The sequence below is a fragment of the Streptomyces sp. NPDC059564 genome (assembly GCF_042735575.1).
Taxonomy (GTDB): Bacteria; Actinomycetota; Actinomycetes; order Streptomycetales; family Streptomycetaceae; genus Streptomyces.
Genome location: NZ_JBHWBP010000145.1, coordinates 1 through 18167, shown reverse-complemented (window position 1 = coordinate 18167; position 18167 = coordinate 1). Strand labels below are relative to the sequence as shown.

The 18167-nt window shown below is 73.3% G+C and carries 22 protein-coding genes; 8 read left to right on the top strand and 14 right to left on the bottom strand.

The window, feature by feature from the left end; translation table 11 throughout:
- From ACFV0Q_RS23370 to ACFV0Q_RS23360, 3 genes are all read right to left on the bottom strand, one after another.
- The coding region (locus ACFV0Q_RS23370) for an isocitrate lyase/phosphoenolpyruvate mutase family protein (RefSeq protein WP_385008259.1) at positions 1-219 on the bottom strand (219 nt) is incomplete at its 3' end.
- A 38-nt stretch (positions 220-257) separates the two neighbouring features.
- A complete protein-coding gene (locus ACFV0Q_RS23365) occupies positions 258-1055 on the bottom strand; it encodes a thioesterase II family protein (RefSeq protein ID WP_385008258.1) in 798 nt (265 codons plus the stop codon).
- A gap of 75 nt (positions 1056-1130) precedes the next feature.
- Positions 1131-1415: a hypothetical protein gene (locus ACFV0Q_RS23360; RefSeq protein ID WP_385008256.1), complete on the bottom strand. Its 285-nt coding sequence runs from the start codon at positions 1413-1415 to the stop codon at positions 1131-1133.
- A gap of 256 nt (positions 1416-1671) precedes the next feature.
- Between ACFV0Q_RS23360 and ACFV0Q_RS23355 the strand changes: the two genes are divergently transcribed.
- Entirely contained in the window at positions 1672-2529 is an 858-nt protein-coding gene (locus tag ACFV0Q_RS23355) for a LuxR C-terminal-related transcriptional regulator (protein ID WP_385008255.1), read from the top strand.
- A 52-nt stretch (positions 2530-2581) separates the two neighbouring features.
- Here ACFV0Q_RS23355 and ACFV0Q_RS23350 read toward each other — a convergent pair whose 3' ends face one another.
- The 6 genes from ACFV0Q_RS23350 to ACFV0Q_RS23325 all read right to left on the bottom strand — a co-directional run bounded on the left by ACFV0Q_RS23350 (position 2582) and on the right by ACFV0Q_RS23325 (position 7857).
- Positions 2582-3499, bottom strand: a complete 918-nt coding sequence (locus ACFV0Q_RS23350; RefSeq protein WP_385008254.1) for a DMT family transporter — start codon at positions 3497-3499, stop codon at positions 2582-2584.
- Positions 3500-3599: 100 nt separating this feature from the next.
- A complete protein-coding gene (locus ACFV0Q_RS23345; protein WP_385008253.1) occupies positions 3600-4262 on the bottom strand; it encodes a nucleotidyl transferase AbiEii/AbiGii toxin family protein in 663 nt (220 codons plus the stop codon).
- Entirely contained in the window at positions 4259-4624 is a 366-nt protein-coding gene (locus ACFV0Q_RS23340) for a hypothetical protein (RefSeq protein WP_385008251.1), read from the bottom strand. Before ACFV0Q_RS23340 ends, ACFV0Q_RS23345 begins: the two co-directional genes overlap by 4 nt.
- Positions 4625-4692: 68 nt before the next feature.
- A complete protein-coding gene (locus ACFV0Q_RS23335) occupies positions 4693-5472 on the bottom strand; it encodes a thioesterase II family protein (protein ID WP_385008250.1) in 780 nt (259 codons plus the stop codon).
- The gene (locus ACFV0Q_RS23330; protein WP_385008248.1) at positions 5472-6824 is read right to left on the bottom strand and encodes an AMP-binding protein; all 1353 of its coding nucleotides are present in this window, start codon (positions 6822-6824) and stop codon (positions 5472-5474) included. Before ACFV0Q_RS23330 ends, ACFV0Q_RS23335 begins: the two co-directional genes overlap by 1 nt.
- 157 nt (positions 6825-6981) lie before the next feature.
- On the bottom strand, positions 6982-7857 hold the full coding sequence (locus ACFV0Q_RS23325; RefSeq protein ID WP_385008247.1) for a glycosyltransferase family 2 protein: 876 nt from the start codon (positions 7855-7857) through the stop codon (positions 6982-6984).
- An 88-nt stretch (positions 7858-7945) separates the two neighbouring features.
- On the opposite strand from ACFV0Q_RS23325, the gene ACFV0Q_RS23320 reads away from it, so the two are divergent.
- Together ACFV0Q_RS23320 and ACFV0Q_RS23315 are read left to right on the top strand one after the other, a co-directional pair.
- The gene (locus tag ACFV0Q_RS23320; protein ID WP_385008246.1) at positions 7946-8170 is read left to right on the top strand and encodes a hypothetical protein; all 225 of its coding nucleotides are present in this window, start codon (positions 7946-7948) and stop codon (positions 8168-8170) included.
- Positions 8154-8645 carry a hypothetical protein gene (locus ACFV0Q_RS23315; protein WP_385008245.1) on the top strand — a complete coding sequence of 164 codons (492 nt, stop codon included), beginning with the start codon at positions 8154-8156 and terminating at the stop codon, positions 8643-8645. The genes ACFV0Q_RS23320 and ACFV0Q_RS23315 overlap by 17 nt, the downstream gene beginning before the upstream one ends.
- A gap of 73 nt (positions 8646-8718) precedes the next feature.
- Here ACFV0Q_RS23315 and gdhA read toward each other — a convergent pair whose 3' ends face one another.
- Positions 8719-10068: an NADP-specific glutamate dehydrogenase gene (gene gdhA / locus ACFV0Q_RS23310; protein WP_385008244.1), complete on the bottom strand. Its 1350-nt coding sequence runs from the start codon at positions 10066-10068 to the stop codon at positions 8719-8721.
- A 129-nt stretch (positions 10069-10197) separates the two neighbouring features.
- Here gdhA and ACFV0Q_RS23305 point away from each other — a divergent pair, with 129 nt between their 5' ends.
- Positions 10198-10695, top strand: a complete 498-nt coding sequence (locus ACFV0Q_RS23305) for a DUF1772 domain-containing protein (protein WP_385008243.1) — start codon at positions 10198-10200, stop codon at positions 10693-10695.
- On the opposite strand, the gene ACFV0Q_RS23300 is transcribed toward ACFV0Q_RS23305, so the two are convergent.
- The gene (locus tag ACFV0Q_RS23300) at positions 10696-11088 is read right to left on the bottom strand and encodes a nuclear transport factor 2 family protein (protein WP_385008242.1); all 393 of its coding nucleotides are present in this window, start codon (positions 11086-11088) and stop codon (positions 10696-10698) included.
- Positions 11089-11123: 35 nt separating this feature from the next.
- Complete coding sequence (locus tag ACFV0Q_RS23295; protein ID WP_385008241.1) at positions 11124-12344, bottom strand: alpha/beta hydrolase family protein; 1221 nt, start codon at positions 12342-12344, stop codon at positions 11124-11126.
- Between the two features lie 91 nt (positions 12345-12435).
- On the opposite strand from ACFV0Q_RS23295, the gene ACFV0Q_RS23290 reads away from it, so the two are divergent.
- The gene (locus tag ACFV0Q_RS23290; RefSeq protein ID WP_385008240.1) at positions 12436-13029 is read left to right on the top strand and encodes a TetR/AcrR family transcriptional regulator; all 594 of its coding nucleotides are present in this window, start codon (positions 12436-12438) and stop codon (positions 13027-13029) included.
- Between the two features lie 32 nt (positions 13030-13061).
- Here the strand turns inward: ACFV0Q_RS23290 and ACFV0Q_RS23285 are convergent, their stop codons facing one another.
- Positions 13062-13631 (bottom strand): anthrone oxygenase family protein, encoded by a 570-nt coding sequence (locus tag ACFV0Q_RS23285; RefSeq protein WP_385008239.1) that lies wholly within the window; start codon positions 13629-13631, stop codon positions 13062-13064.
- A gap of 225 nt (positions 13632-13856) precedes the next feature.
- Between ACFV0Q_RS23285 and ACFV0Q_RS23280 the strand changes: the two genes are divergently transcribed.
- Complete coding sequence (locus ACFV0Q_RS23280) at positions 13857-16322, top strand: acyltransferase domain-containing protein (protein WP_385008238.1); 2466 nt, start codon at positions 13857-13859, stop codon at positions 16320-16322.
- A 13-nt stretch (positions 16323-16335) separates the two neighbouring features.
- Here the strand turns inward: ACFV0Q_RS23280 and ACFV0Q_RS23275 are convergent, their stop codons facing one another.
- Positions 16336-16803 carry a MarR family transcriptional regulator gene (locus ACFV0Q_RS23275; protein WP_385008237.1) on the bottom strand — a complete coding sequence of 156 codons (468 nt, stop codon included), beginning with the start codon at positions 16801-16803 and terminating at the stop codon, positions 16336-16338.
- A 196-nt stretch (positions 16804-16999) separates the two neighbouring features.
- Between ACFV0Q_RS23275 and ACFV0Q_RS23270 the strand changes: the two genes are divergently transcribed.
- Together ACFV0Q_RS23270 and ACFV0Q_RS23265 are read left to right on the top strand one after the other, a co-directional pair.
- Positions 17000-17443: a nuclear transport factor 2 family protein gene (locus tag ACFV0Q_RS23270; protein ID WP_385008236.1), complete on the top strand. Its 444-nt coding sequence runs from the start codon at positions 17000-17002 to the stop codon at positions 17441-17443.
- A 129-nt stretch (positions 17444-17572) separates the two neighbouring features.
- Positions 17573-18160, top strand: coding sequence for an NADPH-dependent FMN reductase (locus tag ACFV0Q_RS23265; RefSeq protein ID WP_385008235.1), 588 nt, complete (start codon positions 17573-17575; stop codon positions 18158-18160).
- Positions 18161-18167: the final 7 nt, after the last annotated feature.

Sequence of the window (18167 nt, the reverse complement as noted above, 5' to 3'; positions counted from 1 at the left end):
CAACTCGTCGCGGCTGAGCTGGTTGGCGCCGTCGGGGCGGCCGAGGCTGTGGGCCAGGCCGGCGCCGGTGGTGGCGAGGGCGGCGAAGCCGAAGGAGGCCAGGATGCGGGCGGTTCCGGCGTCCCAGGGGTTGGGGACGACGAAGGGGCGGGGACCGGTGTGCAGGTCCCGGAAGGCGACGGCGCGCCGGAGTCGGGCCGCGTCGGCGGTGCTGTTCATGGGGTTCCTCGCAGGTGCGTGTGTGCGTCGGCCGGTGGTCAGATCAGCTCAACGTACTCATCTCCGCTGCGGGCGGCGCCGGTTGCCGCGCGGGCCAGCGGGCCCAGGACGTCGCTCACGCTGTGCGGCCGGTCCTCGAAGTAGAAGTGGCCGCCCGGCACCCAGTGGTGGTCCGGCTCGGCGGCGCATTCGCGGGCCCAGGCGCCGAGCGCGGCGGGGCTGACGTGCGGGTCGTCGGTGCCGTTGAGCAGGGTGAGCGGGACGGTGAGGGGGTCGGCCGTGCGGTAGCGGTAGCCGGCGACCATCTTGAAGTCGGCCTTCAGGTGCGGCAGGAGGAGTTCCTGCACGGCCTCGTCCTCCAGCACCTCGGGGGGCAGTCCGCCGAAGAACCGTACGGACTCGGCGAAGGCGCGGCCCTCCAGGCCGGCGGCCTCGACCACGCGGGGGGTGGGCAGCAGGGAGGGGGCGGAGCAGCCGGAGGCGACGAGACCGGCGAAGCCGCGTACGCCGTCGAGGCGGCGGGCGACCTCGAAGGCGAGGGCCGCGCCGAAGCTGTGGCCGAAGAGGAGGAAGGGCCGGTCCGGGGTGGAGGCCAGGGCGATGGCGGTGGCGGCGCCGTCGGCGAGCTCGGCCAGGGAGGCGGGGGCCGGTTCGCGGAAGCGGTGGCCGCGGCCGGGCGGGCAGACGGCGAGGATCCGCGCGTCGCGTTCCAGGGCGCCCTGCCAGTCGAGGAAGGTCCGGGGGTTCCCGCCGGCGTGCGGGAAGCAGTAGACGCGGGCGGCGGGGTCAGGGCCGGCTGCGGTCTCGGAGGTCAGGAACCAGGGGGAGGCAACCACGAGGATCAGCCATTCCTTTGCCGGTCGGTCGGTGGCGGGAGGTGAAGCAGTGCAGGACGGGGCGGTGGGGGTGGATCAGTTCCAGCCAACGTCGTTGGTGGAGCTGGGCTGGGGGGTGGGGGTGGTGCCGGGCTGCGTGCTGTTCCAGCCGACGTCACCGGCGTCACCGGCCACGACGTGCGGGTTCGCGTTGTTCCAGCCGACGTCGCCGAGGCGGAGGTGGCTCACGGAGTCGGCCGGGAAGGCTCCCTGGGCGGCGATGCCGGTGACCGCGGTCCCCACTCCGAGGGCGATGCCCGCCGAGGCGAGCACCATGCGGCCGCGGATTCCAGAAACGCGGCCGGCCCGACGAGTCACCATGCGGTTCTTCCCCATTTTGCCCAGTCCCCTCAAGTCGTTTCGTGTTCGGCCATTCCAGGAACGCCAAACCGAGGCGGTTTCCGGCGGTGGTGATCTCCGGGGCGCCTTCTCGGTGTTCGTTCCTGCGGTGAGACCAAATCTCCCCTGCCGGGTCACGACGAGGTAGGCCTACGATGGCTCCGGTTTACGCATTGCGGGAACCCACGGGGTCTAGAACGCCATAAACAGCTGCATACCGGACAGACGGGGGTGGCACGTGGACGTAGTCAAATACGTCAAAACCGCACAAAGCGGTGCACCTGAAGCGCTGTTGACGGCTGCGGCGGGGGAACCGCAGGCGTTCTTGCGGGAACTCGCAACGCACCTGGGCCTGCTGGCGCAGGAGGCGGCGCAGCAGGCCCAGCGGCCCGCTGCGGCGCAGGCCATCGAGGCCGGTCCGGACGAGGTCGTCGTGGGCCCCGGAGTCCGGTACCTGCACGGCCTGGGCAGCATTTCGACGGCGATCAACGAGGCGCTGGGCTCGGTCCGGCGGGACATCCTCACCGCGCAGCCCGACGGGGCGCGGCCGAGCGCGGTGCTGAAGGACGCGCTGGAATCCGTACGCCGGCACATCTCGGCGGGGATCGCCATGCGGACGCTGTATCAGCACACCACGAGATTCGACGAGGCGACCAAGGAATATGTCCGCGCCGTAACGGAATACGGTGCCCAAGTTCGCACTCTGGAAGAATTCTTTGACCGTTTGATCATTGTCGACGACGTGGCCTTCATTTCGGCAAACGAGGACCGTACCACGGCGATCTCGATTACCGAACCGACTATCGTACGATTTCTGCGCGACACCTTCGACAAGGCCTGGGACCGGGCGAAACCCTTTCCCTTCGTCCCGCTGCACGCCGCGAAGGCGGCCGACGAGGTGGTCCCGGCGATCCGCGAGTCCATCAGCAGGCTGCTCGTGGAGGGCTACTCGGACAAGGCCATCGCCCGCCGCATCGGCATCAGCGAACGCTCCCTGCAGGCCCATATCGCGGCCATCAAGCAGGAGTTGGGCGCCCTGAACCGATTACAGCTCGGCTACCTCCTGGGCCGCAACGAGGCCACGTACGTGCTGTGAGGCCGGGGGCCGGGGCGCTCCCCCGCCGCGGGCGCGGAGGGGGAGCGCGGGCCTACTTCCCGGCCTCCACCACCTGGGGAGCCGGCCGGGCCCGCTTACGCGACACGGCGACACCGGCGAGGCAGATCGCACCGCCCACGAGCGTCATCCATCCGGGCACCTCGTCGAGCAGGATCCAGGCGATGAGCACCACGACGGCGGGCACGGCGTAGGTGGTCGCGCCCATCTTCCCGGCGGTGGTGCGGGACAGGGCGTAGGTCCAGGTGGTGAAGGCCAGGGCGGTCGGAAAGAGCCCCAGGTACACCATGTTGAGGGTGGCCCCGAGCGGAGCGTCGGGAATCTGTTCGATCAATTGCCCGGCAAAGGGCAAGGTGCAGGCGGTTCCGACGAAGCAGCCGTACGTGGTCACCTGGAGCGGGTTCGCGTGCCGCAGGGCGGGCTTCTGCGAGACCACCCCGGCCCCGTAGGCGAGCGCGGCGACCAGGCAGAGCAGCACCCCGGTGAGGGAGGAACCCCCGCCCTTCGAGGTGGACATCCCGACGACGGCCGCCCCCGCGAAGGACACCGCCATCCCCGCCAGCAGCATCGGCGGGAACCCCTCCTTGAGCAGCCACCCGCTGAGCAGGGCGATGACGATGGGGCCGATGTTGACGACCATGGCGGCGGTCCCCGCGTCGACGCCCTGCTCACCCCAGTTCAGCGCCACCATGTAGAGCCCGAACCACAGCACCCCGGACGCCAGGATCCCGGGCCACGCCTGCCGCGGCGGCGGCGGCACCCGCTTGACGAGCAGCACGACGCCCAGCGCGACGGAGGCCGTCAGCAGCCTCCCCAGCGCGAGCGCCCCGGGCCCGAAGTGCTCGGCGGACGCGCGGATGGAAACGAAGGCGGAGGCCCACATCACGACGGTGACGCCGGCCGCTGACAGAGCACGCTGATCGGTCCTGGATTCACCAGCCGTTTGATCCATCCCCCGATGTTGACAGCAATTCCCGCCCACGGAACCCCGGTTGCCCCGCATCCCCCACCCCACGGACCACTTCCAGCCGCTCCACCCACGACCGGGCCCCTCAGCCCTCCTCATCGCGATGAAGCCGCCGCCCGAGGTCATCGGCCCATCCCCGCGCCCAGGACCGCAGCTCGGCGGTCTCGTCCTCGGTGAGGCCGTACGCGGCGAACTCGTCGTCGTCGGCCCAGTCGGCGCCGACGAGGCGGTCCCGGAGGTCTGCCAGCCGGAATTCGTCCCGCCCGTGCCGCTCACCGAGGCGCTCGAGCTCGCTGGTGGCGCGGTGGCGGGAGGCGGCGTGGACGTCGATGAGGTCGCGGACGGCGCCCCGGTCGGCCAGGGCCCGGACCTTCGTACCGATGACGGAGTCGAAGGCGAGGACGGGCCCGTACTCCGTCTGGGCCGGGGGCGTCCAGAAGTGCTCTTTGAGCACGTCGACCTCGCACTCGTCCCCGGTGTCCGGGTCGGTGGCCACCAGGCGGGCGGAGAGGGCGTCCACGTCGAGCACTCGTACCCGCCAGCCGCGCGTGATCAGACCCTGTTCCAGGCCGGCCACGATCTCGGACATGGGGGCGGGGTTCTCGGTGGCGACGTCGAGGTCCTGGCTGAAGCGGTCGACGAGACCGTACGCCTGGACGGCGTAGCCGCCGGTGAGGACGAGGGGGTAGGGGGCTCCGATGTCGATCACCGCGGCGAGGAGCCGGCGGTGCAGGTCGGTGAGGTTCACGCGGCGGTGGACGCCCTGGCCGGGAGCTCGGGGAAGGCGTCCTCCCAGGCCTGCCGCACGTGCCGGCTGATCAGGGTGCGCAGGACCGGCCACTGGGCGAGGAGGAGGTCGCGGTTCAGCAGGGTGACGAGGTCCTCGTGGCGCCCCTCGGCCAGCACCGTGCGGTACAGGCCCATCCGCAGGCGCGGCCGGTCCAGGTCGTAGGCCCGCAGGCCGGACCAGGCGACATGCAGGGGAACCCGCACCACGCCGTGCGCGGGTCCGGCCAGCTTCTCCAGCGAGGCGGGCAGCCGCCCCGCGTACCGGGCGTACAGCACCTCGCCGGCCGTCGGAGCGGGATCGGTGGAGGGGACCATGACCATGAACCCGATTATCCCGCGCCCCGCCCGTCCCGGGTACCGCAAACACGTCAGAGGCCCCTCCGGGGCGGTCAGGGGGCCGCGGTGAAGGCCGTGAGGTCTTCCTTGAGGGCTCGGGTGACCGAGTCGTGGTGGTCGGAGAGGTAGAAGTGGCCGCCCGGGAAGCCGCGGTAGGTGAACGGCGCCGTGGTGAGGTCGCGCCAGCCCATGGCCTCGGCCACGCTCGCGCGGGGGTCGGACTCGCCGAGGAGCACGCTCACGGGGGTGCGCAGCGGGGGCCTGCCCGGCTCGTGCCGGTAGGTCTCGATGGCCCGGTAGTCGGCGCGCAGGGAGGGCAGGATCAGCGGCCGGAAGTCCGGGTCCGCCAGCAGCGCCGGGTCGGTGCCCGACAGCGCGGCCACGTGGGCGAGCAGCGCGTCGTCGTCCCGGAGGTGGAGGTTCTCCGCCTCGCGCGGCACCAGCGGGGAGCGGCGCCCCGAGACGATCAGGCCGCGCGGCCCCGCGCCCGAGGCTTCGAGCCGGCGCGTCAGCTCGTACGCGAGGACGGCGCCCATGCTGTGGCCGAACACCACCAGGGGCCTCTCCCGCCACGGCGCCAGCGCCCGCTCCACCCCGTCGACCAGCCCGTCGACGGTGTCCGGGGCGGGCTCCGCCAGCCGCTCCTGGCGGCCGGGGTACTGGACGGTGAGCACCTCGGCGTGCGCGGCCAGGTCCCGGGAGAGCGGGAAGTAGAAGGAGGCGTTGCCCCCGGCGTGCGGCAGGACGACCAGGACCGGCGCCTCGGGCGGGTGCGCCGCCGGGTGGAAGCGGCGGATCCAGGCGCTGCGGTGGACGCGGTCGGTGGCGGTCATCACTGGTCCTCGGGGAAGTGGTCGGTCAGCAGCAGCTTCTTCTGGGGCTTGCCCATGGCGTTGCGCGGCACGGCGGCGACGAAGCGGACCTCGCGGGGCCGCTTGTGCACCGACAGGTGGGCCGCGACGAAGTCGGTCAGTTCGGCGCCCGTGACCCCCTCGGCGACGACGAAGGCGACGATCCGCTGGCCGAGGTCCGCGTCCGGGACGCCGACGACGGCCGCCTCGCTCACCTTGGGGTGGTCCAGCAGGGCGTTCTCGATCTCGCCCGCGCCGATCCGGTACCCGCCGGACTTGATCATGTCGATGGAGGCGCGGCCCACGATCCGGTGGACCCCGTCGCGCTCGTCGACGGCCGCGATGTCACCCGTACGGAACCACCCGTCCTCGGTGTACGAGGCCGCGGTGGCCTCGGGGCGGCCCAGGTACCCGGAGAACAACGTGGGCCCCGTCAGCTGGAGTTCGCCGATCTCGGCACCCGGCTCGGCCGCGATGCGGGTACGGATCCCCGGCAGCGGGGTGCCGACGGTGCCGGGCCGGACCTCGCCGCCGGCCCGGCCGCTGAGGGTGATCAGCGTCTCGGTCATGCCGTAGCGCTCGACGGGGCGGTGGCCGGTGAGGCGCTCCAGGTCCCGGAAGACGGGGGCGGGCAGCGGGGCGCTGCCGGAGACCAGCAGGCGGGCCCCGGACAGCGCGGCGGCCGCCTGCGGCTCGGCGGCGACGCGGGACCAGACGGTCGGCACCCCGAAGTAGAGGCTGCCGCCCGCCTCGGCGTAGGCCCGCGGGGTCGGCCGGCCGGTGTGCACGAGGCGGCTGCCGGTGCGCAGGGCGCCGAGGACGCCGAGGACGAGGCCGTGTACGTGGAACAGCGGCAGCCCGTGCACCAGGGTGTCCGCGGCGCTCCACTGCCAGGCTCCGGCGAGCGCGTCGAGGTCGGCGGCGAGCGCGGCGGCGCCGAGGACCACGCCCTTGGGCGGGCCGGTGGTGCCGGAGGTGTACAGGATCAGCGCGGGGTCCTGCGGGGAGGCGGCCGGGCGGGCGGGGGCTTCGGCGCGCCGGGCGAAGTCGACCTCGAACTCCACGGCGCCGGAGTCCCGCAGGATGTGCTCGCGCTCGGCCGGCCCGGCGTCGGGCGGCAGCGGTACGAAGGGCACCCCGGCCAGCAGCGCGCCGACGACGGCGGCGACGGTCTCCAGGGAGGCGGTCGCGGTGACGGCGAAGGCCGGGGCCCCGGCGACGTCGGCGGCGACGGCGCCCGCCGCGCCCAGCAGTTCCTCGTACGAAGCGGTACGGCCGGCGACGCCGACGGCGTCCTCGCGGTCGCCGTACGTCCCGTCAAGTGCGGTCAGCACGCGGCAACTCCCTGTCGGTGGTGGGAGGCCAGGCTACGTGCCGCCGCTCCACTCCCACCTGCGCGGGCCTCCCGCCCCGGCGTCGGCCGGGGCCTCGCCCCGGCGCCCCACATGCCGGCCGGTCGGCTCCCAGTCTGGTGTCCGGGCTCCGGGGACGTCAGATCACCGGGGGCCGGCCCAGTCGGGTCATGCGCCACACGGTCCGCCACCGCATGGGACGCCGCGGCGGACACGCGATCCGCACGCCCTCGAAGAACCCGGCCCACCACGACTTCAGCCCCACCAGCGGGGGGCGCTGGAGCACGGTGTACGCCGCCCACGAGGCGAGGTACACCGGGACCAGAACGGCGGGCAGGTGCCGCTTGGCCAGCCAGACGCGGTTGCGGGCCGTCATCCGGTAGTAGACCGCGTGCCGGGCGGGGGACGTCTTCGGGTGCTGGAGCACCAGCTGCGGTTCGTAGAGGATGTCCCATCCGTGGTCGATCGCCCGCCAGGCCAGGTCCGTCTCCTCGTGCGTGAAGAAGAAGGCGTCCGGCCAGCCCCCGGTCTCCTCCAGCATCGGCATCGACAGGGCGTGTCCGCCGCCCAGGAACGTCGTCACCAGGCCCCGCCGCGTCGGGTCGCCCGCCCGAAGGCGGGGCACGTGCCGCCGCTGCGTATCGCCGGTCTCATCCGCGATCCGGAACGAGACGATGCCGAGCCGGTGGTCCGCCGTGTACAGGTCGGCGATCCGCCGGAAGACGTCGGCCTCGGTCAGCAGGCCGTCGTCGTCCAGGTCCACCAGGACGTCGACGTCCCCGAAGTCCTGAAGGCGGCGCCAGGCGACGTTCCGGCCGCCGGGCACCCCCAGGTTCTCCTCAAGCTCCACCCCGGTCACACCCTCGGGCAGGCCCGGCAAGGCCGTCCCGTTCCCGACCACCACGACCCGGGCCGCCGGTTCGTCCTGCTTGGCCACCGAGGCCAGCAGTGCCAGCAGCTCGGGCATCCGGTCGCCCATGGTCAGCACGGCGACACCCACACGCGGCCGGGTCACGACCACCACCACTTCCTTCCGGGGCCAGGTGAACGGCGAGCGTACCCCCGCCGAACCCGGGCCCCGGACCGTACGAAAGGCCATCGGCATGGAACGGATCGACCTCGGCGACTACGTCACCGCCCCCACCGACGGTGCCATCGCCACGACCGTCTACGGCGGCTTGGAGAAGTTCGAGCTGGCCGAGTTCCTGGCCCAGTGGACGGGACTCCAGCGCGAAGCGCTTGTCATGCTGGGGGAGGACGCGCATCCATCCTTCCGCGTTCATCCACCCCACGGCGATCATCGGGGACGATGTGATCATCAGACCTGACGTCAAGGTCCACGAGTTCACGACCGTGCGGAAGGGCAGCGTCCTGTGCGCCGGCGCCCGGGTCGGCTTCAACTGCGAAGTCACCGCCGCGTTCGTCGGGGAAGGCACCGTCCTCGGACACCGGATCGGCGTCAACCGGACGATCCTCGGAGCCCGAGTCCACCTGTCCGCCGGCGTTACCGTCGCCGCGATCAACATGACCACGGACATGCGCAAGCCCGATCGGGAAGTGATCATGCGGACCGGAAACGGCCTGTATCGGTCGGGCACGCCCCAGTTCGGGGCCGTCATCGGGGTCGACACGCAGACCGGCAGCAACATCGGCATCGGGCCCGGCGTCGCTGTCGGCCGACGCTGCCAGATCACCAGCGGCGTGACCCTGGCCATCCGGACCGTGCCCAAGGACTGCGCCGTCACCGCCCCGCACACCATGGAAGCCGGCGTCCGCCGCCGTCGGCGCTCCTTCGTACGTTGATCGTCTGACGGCCCGCCAACGCCAACGCCCCCGCCCCCCGGGCCGACCGGGGGACGGGGGCGTGGGGCAGGGGCTAGATGACGCCCTGGGCCAGCATCGCGTCGGCCACGCGTTCGAAGCCGGCGATGTTGGCGCCCGTCACGTAGTCGCCCGGGGCGCCGTAGCGCTGCGCCGTCTCGTGGGCGACCGCGTGGATCGACCGCATGATGCCGGCGAGCTCGTCCTCCACCCGGTCGCGGCTCCACGCCACCCGGCCCGCGTTCTGGGCCATCTCCAGCGCGCTGACCGCGACCCCGCCCGCGTTGGCGGCCTTGCCCGGGCCGAAGGCGACGCCCGCCGCCTGGAAGAGGTGCACGGCCTCGGGGGTGGTGGGCATGTTCGCCCCCTCGGAGACGGCCTTGACGCCGTTCGCGATCAGCGTGCGCGCGTCCTCGGCGCCGAGCTCGTTCTGCGTCGCCGACGGGAAGGCCACGTCCGCCGGGACCTCCCAGACCCGCCCGCCCCGCACGAAGCGGGCCGAGGGCCCGCGCCGGGCGGCGTACTCGCTGATGCGGCCGCGCTCGACCTCCTTGATCTGCTTCAGCAGCGCCAGGTCGATGCCCTTCTCGTCGACGACGTAGCCGGAGGAGTCGGAGGCCGTCAGCGGGTTGGCGCCGAGCTGCTGGAGCTTCTCGATCGTGTACAGGGCGACGTTGCCGGAGCCCGAGACGACCGCGGTGAGGCCGTCCAGGGACTCCCCGCGGACCGTCAGCATCTCGGCGGCGAACAGCACGCTGCCGTAGCCGGTGGCCTCGGGGCGGATCGCGGAACCGCCCCAGCCCCGGCCCTTGCCGGTCAGGACGCCGGCCTCCCAGCGGTTGGTGATGCGGCGGTACTGGCCGAACAGGTAGCCGATCTCGCGGCCGCCGACGCCGATGTCACCGGCCGGGACGTCGGTGTGCTCGCCGATGTGCCGGGACAGCTCCGTCATGAACGACTGGCAGAAACGCATGACCTCGGCGTCGGACCGGCCGTGCGGGTCGAAGTCGCTGCCGCCCTTGCCGCCGCCGATGCCGAGGCCGGTCAGGGCGTTCTTGAAGATCTGCTCGAAGCCGAGGAACTTCACCACGCCGATGTCCACCGACGGGTGGAAGCGCAAGCCCCCCTTGTACGGTCCCAGCGCGCTGTTGAACTCGACGCGGTAACCGCGGTTGACGTGCACCCGGCCGTGGTCGTCCGTCCACGGCACGCGGAAGATGATCTGACGCTCCGGCTCCAGGAGCCGCTCGACGAGCCCGGCCTCGGCGTACTCGGGACGCGCCGCGAAGACGGGGGCCAGGGTGTCGAGGACCTCCCGTACGGCCTGGTGGAACTCGGGCTGCGCGGGGTTGCGGCGCTCGATGTCCGCCCGCAGTGTGTCCAGCCTGTCCTTGGGGTCGGTCACAGCCTGTTTCCTCTCCGACGTCTGTTCGGGGGGCGTGCGGGCCCAGCGGGAGGGTATCCCGCGCCGCCCGGGCGGACCGTAGGATCGCCCCGCACCGGAGGGTTCTTGACACGCGAGGGAGAGAGCTACGTGGAGACGGCACGGTTCGCGTCACTGATCGCGGCGACGGTCACGACGGGCCTGGTGAGCGGCCTGTTCTACGGGTTCGCGGTGGCGGTCATGCCCGGCCTGCGCGGCGCGGGCGACCGGACGGTCGTCGAGGTGATGCAGCGGATCAACGTCGCCATCCTCAACGGCTGGTTCCTCGCCGGGTACCTGGGGTCGCTGGTCCTCACCGGACTCGCCCTGGCCCTGCACCTTCCGGCGGACGGCCATGACGTGCTGCCGCCGCTGATCGGGGCGTTCGTCGCCTGCGTCCTCGCGATGGCGGTCACCGGCCGGGTGAACATCCCGCTCAACAACGCCCTGGAGGCGGCCGGTCCGGTGGACCGCATCGCCGACCCGGCGGCCGTGCGGCGCGCGTTCGAGGGGCCGTGGGTCCGCGCGAACGTCTGGCGCACGCTGCTGTCCACGGTGGCGACCGGCCTGCTGGCGTGGGCGCTCGTCCTGTACGGGCAGACCCGCTAGTCAGCGGGCGCTGCCGATGGTGCGGTCGGCGTCGGAGCCGCTCAGCATCAGGGTGGTTTCCTCGATGCGGTGGAAGCGGCCGTCGGGGGCGAGATCGGCGAAGACGTAGACCTCCATGGTGACGGTGGTGCCGTCGTTCTTGGTGATGTGGCAGGTGTGCCGGTCGGCGTACTTGTCGCCGTCGTAGAGCTCGTCGTGGACCTCGACCTTGCCGCCGGCGACGATGCCGCGCAGGTGGCGGATGTGGTCGAGGAACTCGGCGCGGTCGGCCCACTGGCCGTCCGTGCGCTGGCGGTACCCGGGGGTGAAATGGCGCTCGGCGGCCTCCTCCAGGGTGATGTCCTGGTTGAAGAGGAGGTCGTTCAGGGCGGCTTCGATTCCGGTGCGGGTCATGGTGACGCTCCCTCGGGGGGTGGTTGGGGTTGGTGTTACGCGGTCGGGGCGAGGGTGGTGTCGAGCCAGTCGTAGACGCGCGCGAGGGCCAGGCGCATGGCTCCGGGGTGGCAGTGGGCGCCGGCGCCTTCCTCGGCGGTGAACAGCATCAGGGTCTTGGGGCAGGTCAGGTGCGCGTAGAGCTGCTCGGGCTGGCCCTTGAAGAACTCGTCCTCGGCGGCGTCGCACACGAGGGTGGGGCACTGGATCAGCTCGGCGATGCCGCCGCCGAGGGTGTAGTCGAGGTAGGAGGCGCCGAAGGCCCGGGGGGTGTCGACGCCCATCACGTACATGCCGTGGTTGATCGCCCACCGGGCGGTGGCGTCCCGGGCCATCATCTGCTCGAAGCTCGCGTCCAGTTCGGGGGCGGAGTCCGCGCGCAGGAGGCGTTCGGCCCGGTCGCGGTCGCCCGGGATGTTGCGGACGGATACCTGGCCGAGGTCGTAGACGCCGTCGACGGCGATCAGGGCGGCGAGGCGGTGCTCGAAGGCCGCCGCCCTGGGGGCCAGTACGCCGCCCATGCTGCTCCCGAGGAGCGCGATGCGGCTGTTGTCGACCTCGGGCAGCGTTTCGGCGAAATCGACGACCGGGGTGATGACGTTCTCCCAGTCCGGGCGGAAGACCAGGCCCTGGTGGTGGCGGGGTCCGGGCTGTCCCGGGCCGTCGAAGGTCAGGACGGTGTACCCGCGTTCCACGGCGGCCAGCGCGCCGCTGAAGTGGAGTTCCTCGGCGGTGCCGTCGAAACCGCTGTGCATGATCAGGGTCGGGCGGGGCGCGGCGGAGTCGTCGGCCCGGTAGAGGTAGCCGGGGAGGGTGGTGTCCTCGTAGGGGATGCGGACCGGTTCGATGCGGGGGGTGTGGAGCGCGGCCGCGGCCCGGAAGCAGGCGACGCCGCGGTCGTAGGCGTGGTCGTGGCGGGGGTCGCACGGGTGGCCGTGCTGGAAGAACTCCGCCGACCGGTAGTAGTTCGAGGCGCGCAGGAATCCGTCCCGGGCGCTGATGGTGTGGCCCGCGTCCAGGGCCCGCCGGGCTTCGGCGGCCACCCGGTCGGCGGTCGCCGTCCACTCCTCGTACCAGCTGTCGTAGTCGCCTTCCTCGATGCGCTCGGCAGTGGAGACGACCTCGCCGAAGTCGGCGCCGCCGTAGGCGATGTGGCTCATCGAGCGCAGGGTCTCGTACCAGAACTGGGGGTTGCCGGGGAACAGCAGCGGCCTCATCACACACTCCTTAAGCACAGATCTGTGCGTACGGCAGGACTGTAGACCCCGCGGGCGGGGTTAAGCAAATAGTTGTGCTTACGATGTGGGGGTGACTTCGAAACAACCGGCCCCGCGCCTCCGCAAGAGCCCCGAGCAGGTCCGCTCGGCGGTCCACCAGGCCGTCATCGACCTGCTGTCCGACCCCGAGGGCGCGGACCTGACCATCCCCGCGGTCGCGCAGCGCGCCGGGGTGAACCACACCAGCGTCTACCGGCGCTGGGGCAGCCGGGAGGCGCTCCTGGCCGATGTGGTCGTCACCCGCTTGGAACGGGACTGGCCGCTGGCCGACACCGGGACCCTGCGCGGCGATCTGACGGCGTGGGCCGAAGCGGGCGTCGCGAGCATCCGCACCGCCGAAGGGCGGCTGCTGATCCGCGCCGTCGCCCTCTCCATGCCGGGCAGCGCCACAGCCCAGGGGGAGCGCGCCCAGCAGTTCGAGCGCCGTCTCGGCGCCATCGAGCGCATCCGCGACCGCGCCACCGCCCGCGGCGAGGTCCCCCCGCCCCTCGACCGGATCCTCGACCAGCTCGTCGCGCCGCTCTATCTGCGCGCGATCTTCGGCATCGACCCGCCGGCCTCCGGCTACCCGGAACTCCTCGTGGACCGTCTCCTCGGCACCGCGGCCACGCCGCAGCCGGCCTGAGCGCGGACGCCGGAGCGGGCGGCGCCGCCCGCTCAGCCCGAGGCCCGGCCACCCCCCGCGGGCGTGGCGCGGCCGTGCAGGAGCAGAGCGCGGGCGAGGGCCGCCAGGGCGGCGGTGGAGAGCACCGTACGGACGATGTTGACGGGCACCCAGGTGCCCTTGAACTTGTCGGTCACCGAGGCGGCGGAGGCGCCCGCCGCGTCGCCGGCGGCCGCGAGCTCGTTGTTCAGCGGGATGTTCACCGCGAAGGTGAGGACCAGGACGACGAGGTAGGCGACGGCCGCCGCACCCGCCCACAGCGCGGCCCCGCGCCGCCCGGCGCGGTACTCGACGATCGCCGCGGCGGCGGCCGCGAGCAGCGCGAGGACGAAGGCGGTGCCGAAGAGGCCGTTGCCGTCGATGGCCTCGTTGAAGTGCCGCATGGCCGTGACGTACGTCGGGGCGTCGGAGGCGGCCAGGCCCGGCATCACGGAGACGTCGAACGCGAAGAACAGGCCCGCCATCAGGCCGACCAGGACGGTCGCCAGCCCGAGCAGGAAACCGGCGGCCTTCCCGCCGCGGGTGGCGCCCGTGCCGCTCGGTGTGGGTCGTTGCGGATCCATGGACGCGTCCTCACCCTGCCCGGCGGGCCGGGTGCCCGCGCGCGGCCGATCGTGGCATCCCGCCGGGTGCCGGGGCCAGGGGGCTGCACGGGACACGCCGTACGGATCCGCGGAGCGGCCTTCCGACCGTGGGGTTCAGCCGCCCGCGAGTGCGCCTCCACCGGAGGTGCGCACCATCTCCCCGTCGCGAGGTGGCGCCGCCACGAGCGGGTGGGAAGAGGGACGATGCCTGAACACGCGCGTGGGGGGCGAGACCTGGCGGTGCTGTTCACCGGTCAGGGCAGCCAGCGGACCGGCATGGGGCGCGGACTGTACGAGGACTTCCCGGTGTTCGCCGCCGCGTTCGACGCGGCGTGCGCGGAACTGGGCCACGGGGTCCGGGAGGCCGTCTTCGGCGACGACGCCGACGCGCTGAACCGGACCGGGACGGCGCAGCCCGCCCTGTTCGCGTTCGAGGTGGCGCTGTACCGGCTCGTGGAGTCCTGGGGGGTGGTCCCGGGGTTCGTCGGCGGGCATTCGGTCGGGGAGGTCGCCGCCGCGCACGTCGCGGGAGTGCTGTCGCTGCGGGACGCGGCCGTGCTGGTGAGCGCGCGCGGCCGGCTGATCGAGGCGCTGCCCGAGGGCGGGATCATGGTGTCCGTCCAGGCGGGCGAGGACGAGGTGGCGCCCCTCCTGGTGCCGGGGGCGGCGATCGGCGCCGTCAACGGGCCGCGGGCGGTGGTCGTCTCCGGGGAGCGCGAGGCGGTGCGGACGGTCGTGGGCCGGCTCGCCGAACAGGACGTCAAGTCCAAGGCGCTGCGCGTCAGCCACGCCTACCACTCCCCCCTCATGGACCCGGTGCTGGAGGAGTTCCGGCGGACCGTCGAGGGCCTCGCCTTCCACCGGCCCGCGATCGGCTTCGTCTCGGGGCTCACCGGAGGCGCCGTCTCGGCGGAGGTCGCCCGGCCGGGGTACTGGGCCGACCAGCTCCGCGAGGCCGTCCGCTTCCACGACGCCGTCCGCACCCTGGCCGGCCACGGCGTCACCGCCGTCCTGGAGCTGGGCCCCGACGCCCTCCTCACGGCCCTGGCCCGCGACAGCGCCGACGGCATGGCCCTGGTCCCCACCCTGCGCCGCGGGCACGACGAGTCCCAGAGCCTGACCCGGGCGGTCTCCGACCTCCACCGCCGCGGCATCGACGTCGACTGGCAGTCCTTCTTCACCACCCCCACCGCCGCCCCCACGGACCGCCCCACCCAGGCCCTGCGCCGCAAACGCCTGTGGGTGACGGGCGCGGAGCCCGGCGGCCGCGCGCGGGAACAGGCCGCCCCCGGGCGGGCCCCGGCAGCGGAGCCCGGCGGGTGGCCCCCGGCCGGAGCCGGAGCGGGAGCCGGAGCCCGGGCCCGGACCCAACAGGACGCCCCCGGGCGGCCCCCGGAGCCCCTGGCGCTGGACACCCCCACACGCCCGCTCCGCACCGACTCCGGCAGCCGCCCCGCCGGGGCACGGGCGCAGGGCGCCCCCGGGCGTGCCCTGGTGGCCGAACCCGCCGCGTGGCCGGCCGGCGCCGCCGGTCCGCACGAGGCCCTGTCCGGGGCGGCGCCCCTGCGGGTACCCCGGTCCTCCCGGCAGCCCGGTACGGCGATCCACACCGAAGCCGCCCACTCCGGCCGGACACCCCGCCGCGCCCCCGCGCAGGCCCCCAACGCGCCCCGCCAGACATCCGGGCTGCACGAGACCGCGCCGGGCCCCGTGCCGACGCGGGCCGACGTACCCGGCGTGCCCGGGGCCGCATCGACCCCCGTACCGGCCCAGGCCAAGACGCCCCGGCGGGATGCGGCGGGGGTGGCCGTGAGCGGCCGGTCGCGGAGGGCGGCGGCGGGTGGCCGTGCGGGGACGGCGGCGGACGGCGGGGGGACGCTCGCCTGGTTGTTGCGCGGAGCGCACGCGCAGGGGCGGACCGCCGAGGGGGCCGCGCTGCTGATGGCGGCGGCCGAGCTGCTGCCCCGCTACGACCACCGCGCCGGCGTGGAGCACTGGCCCGCTCCGGCGGAGCTGGCCCCCCACCGCGAGGGCGCCGCGGGCCTGTTCGTGTTCCCCTCGCTCGGCGCGGGCTCCGGCCCGCACGAGTACCGGGCGCTGGCCACCGCCCTGGACGGCCGACGGGGCCTGACCGTCCTGCCGCACCCCGGCTTCGCCGGCGACCCCGTGCTCCCGCGCACCCGCCAGGCCCTCGTACGGGCGCAGGCGGAGGCGGTGGCCCGGGCCTCGCGGGACCGGGCGCCCGTCCTGCTGGGGCACTCCTCCGGCGGCTGGATCGCGCACGCCGTCGCCCGGGAGCTGCCCGAACTCGGCCGCGAGGCGGCGGCGGTGGTGCTGCTCGACACGTACGCGCGCGCCGAGGGCCGCCACGGCCTGACCGTGCTGACGGAGCGGCTCCTCGACCCGGACGCCCCCCTCGGCGTCCCCGACGACGGACGGCTCCTCGCGATGGGCGGCCACCTGCGGGTCTTCGCCGACTGGACGCCCGAACCGGCGGCGGCCCCCACCCTCCTGGTCCGCGCCGCCCGCTCGGCGGCCCGCGGCACCGGCGGCTGGGAGTACGCCGACCACGTGACCGAGACCCCCGGCGACCACTTCTCCCTCCTCGGCGCCGACAGCGCCGCGGTCGCCGACGTCGTCGACACCTGGCTCCGCCGGCTGCCCCGCTGAGGGGCCCGTCCGGCTAGGACACCTCGCCGCCGGTGTTGCGGATCATCTGCTGGAGCACCTTCACGGCGGTCACGTAATCGGCGTCGTCGATGCCCTGGTGGATCCGCTCGCGGATGCCCGGCGCGTGCTGCTTGAGGCTCACCCGGGCCTCCTCCCCCGCCTCGGTGATCCACAGCCGTCCCCGGCCGTCGCGGATCAGCCAGCCACGCTCCGACAGGACCGCCGCCTCGGACTCCAGGTCGTCCTCGGACCGGAGGTAGGAGCTCATGGCCCGCTCGAGTTCGGGGACGGTCATGCCCTGGCCGTCGGGCGAGATGTCGTTTCGCGACAGGTTGCGCAGCAGCCAGAACCCGGGCTGGGTGAAGCCGAGTTCGGCCTGCCGGGCCCGGGTGAAGGCGATGAGGGCCTCGTAGGCCACTCCGGTCCAGTACGCGGCCGGCTGCCCGGCGAGCTCGGCGTCGGCGGTGTGCTGGGTCGTCATGGCGGCGCTCCCCTGTCGGACGGTCACTGATGTCCCCGACCGTAAAACCTGAAGCCGGCCCGAGGTCAACCGCCGCCGACCGGCATCAAGTGGTTCTCCAGCGATACACGGCACCGTGGTACGCGTCCACACCGCCGAGCCGCCGCGCGGGCGCGGCCCCGCGACGGCGTGTCGCCCCCTGTGAGGAAAGGCCCGGATGAGCACCGAACCCACGATCCAGCCGACCGCCGCCGAGGACTACGTCTCCGCCGAGCTGTACACGCGGATCCAGCAGTTCTACGCCGACCAGATGGCGCTGATGGACCACGGGCAGGCCGAGGAATGGGCCGCGACGTTCACCGAGGAGGCGGTCTTCCCCGCCGAGGTCACCGGCCGGGCGGGACGCGCCGCCTCGGCCCGGGCGCACGCCGAGAAGCTGATCCGGGAGAAGGCGGACCTGCGCCACTGGCTCGGCATGCTCGACGTCCGCCCGCAGCCCGACGGCACCCTGCTCACGCGCGCGTACGTGCTGACCGCGCGGACCGTGCGGGGCGAGGAGCTCAGGATCACGGCGAGCGTGGTGTGCCGCGACCACCTGGTCGAGGAGGACGGCCGGTGGGTCGTCAGCGAGCGGTCCCTGCGGCGCGACGGCAGTGCTTGATCCCTTCTCTCGATCCCTTCTCTCGATCCCTTCTCCAGGACGGGAGTTGACCTCAACTCGGCTTGAGGTTCTACGTTCGTCCTCGGTGAGCGTCAGTTCCCTTTGGTTCTTCTGAAACGAGGTATCCACATGTCCGGCACCCCGCTGAAGGTCGGCGTCCTGGTCGGCAGCGTCCGTACGGGCCGCTTCGCCGATACGGTCGCGAACTGGTTCGTCTCCGAGGCAGGCCGCCGGGACGACATGGAGATCCACGTCATCGACCTGTCCGAGCCCGCGCTCGTCGAGGAGCTGAAGCTGAACCTCGACCCGCTGGGCACGCCCGGCGAGGCCCCGGCCCTGGCCGCGCGGATCGGGGGGCTCGACGCGTACGTGGTCGTCACCCCCGAGTACAACCACGGTTACCCGGCCTCGCTGAAGCTGGCCATCGACTACGTGTACGGCGGCTGGCGCGCCAAGCCGGTCGGTTTCGTCTCGTACGGCGGCATGGCGGGCGGCCTGCGGGCGGTCGAGCAGCTGCGGCAGGTCTTCGCCGAGCTGCACGCGGTCACCGTGCGGGACACCGTCAGCTTCCACAACGCGTGGGAGAAGTTCGACGAGCAGGGCCGTCCGCACGACGACGACGCCAGCTCCAAGGCCGCCGCCGTCCTGCTCGACCAGCTCGCCTGGTGGGGCGTCACGCTGCGGGAGGGCCGCACCGCACGCCCGTACGAGGCCTGATCCACCC

Bases quoted from the DNA above. Each gene is read 5' to 3' on its own strand.
- ACFV0Q_RS23360 (WP_385008256.1), bottom strand. From the start codon at position 1,415: ATGGTGACTCGTCGGGCCGGCCGCGTTTCTGGAATCCGCGGCCGCATG.
- ACFV0Q_RS23350 (WP_385008254.1), bottom strand. From the start codon at position 3,499: ATGGATCAAACGGCTGGTGAATCCAGGACCGATCAGCGTGCTCTGTCA.
- ACFV0Q_RS23340 (WP_385008251.1), bottom strand. From the start codon at position 4,624: ATGGTCATGGTCCCCTCCACCGATCCCGCTCCGACGGCCGGCGAGGTG.
- ACFV0Q_RS23335 (WP_385008250.1), bottom strand. From the start codon at position 5,472: ATGACCGCCACCGACCGCGTCCACCGCAGCGCCTGGATCCGCCGCTTC.
- ACFV0Q_RS23320 (WP_385008246.1), top strand. From the start codon at position 7,946: ATGGAACGGATCGACCTCGGCGACTACGTCACCGCCCCCACCGACGGT.
- ACFV0Q_RS23300 (WP_385008242.1), bottom strand. From the start codon at position 11,088: ATGACCCGCACCGGAATCGAAGCCGCCCTGAACGACCTCCTCTTCAAC.
- ACFV0Q_RS23295 (WP_385008241.1), bottom strand. From the start codon at position 12,344: ATGAGGCCGCTGCTGTTCCCCGGCAACCCCCAGTTCTGGTACGAGACC.
- ACFV0Q_RS23285 (WP_385008239.1), bottom strand. From the start codon at position 13,631: ATGGATCCGCAACGACCCACACCGAGCGGCACGGGCGCCACCCGCGGC.
- ACFV0Q_RS23280 (WP_385008238.1), top strand. From the start codon at position 13,857: ATGCCTGAACACGCGCGTGGGGGGCGAGACCTGGCGGTGCTGTTCACC.
- ACFV0Q_RS23275 (WP_385008237.1), bottom strand. From the start codon at position 16,803: ATGACGACCCAGCACACCGCCGACGCCGAGCTCGCCGGGCAGCCGGCC.
- ACFV0Q_RS23270 (WP_385008236.1), top strand. From the start codon at position 17,000: ATGAGCACCGAACCCACGATCCAGCCGACCGCCGCCGAGGACTACGTC.
- ACFV0Q_RS23265 (WP_385008235.1), top strand. From the start codon at position 17,573: ATGTCCGGCACCCCGCTGAAGGTCGGCGTCCTGGTCGGCAGCGTCCGT.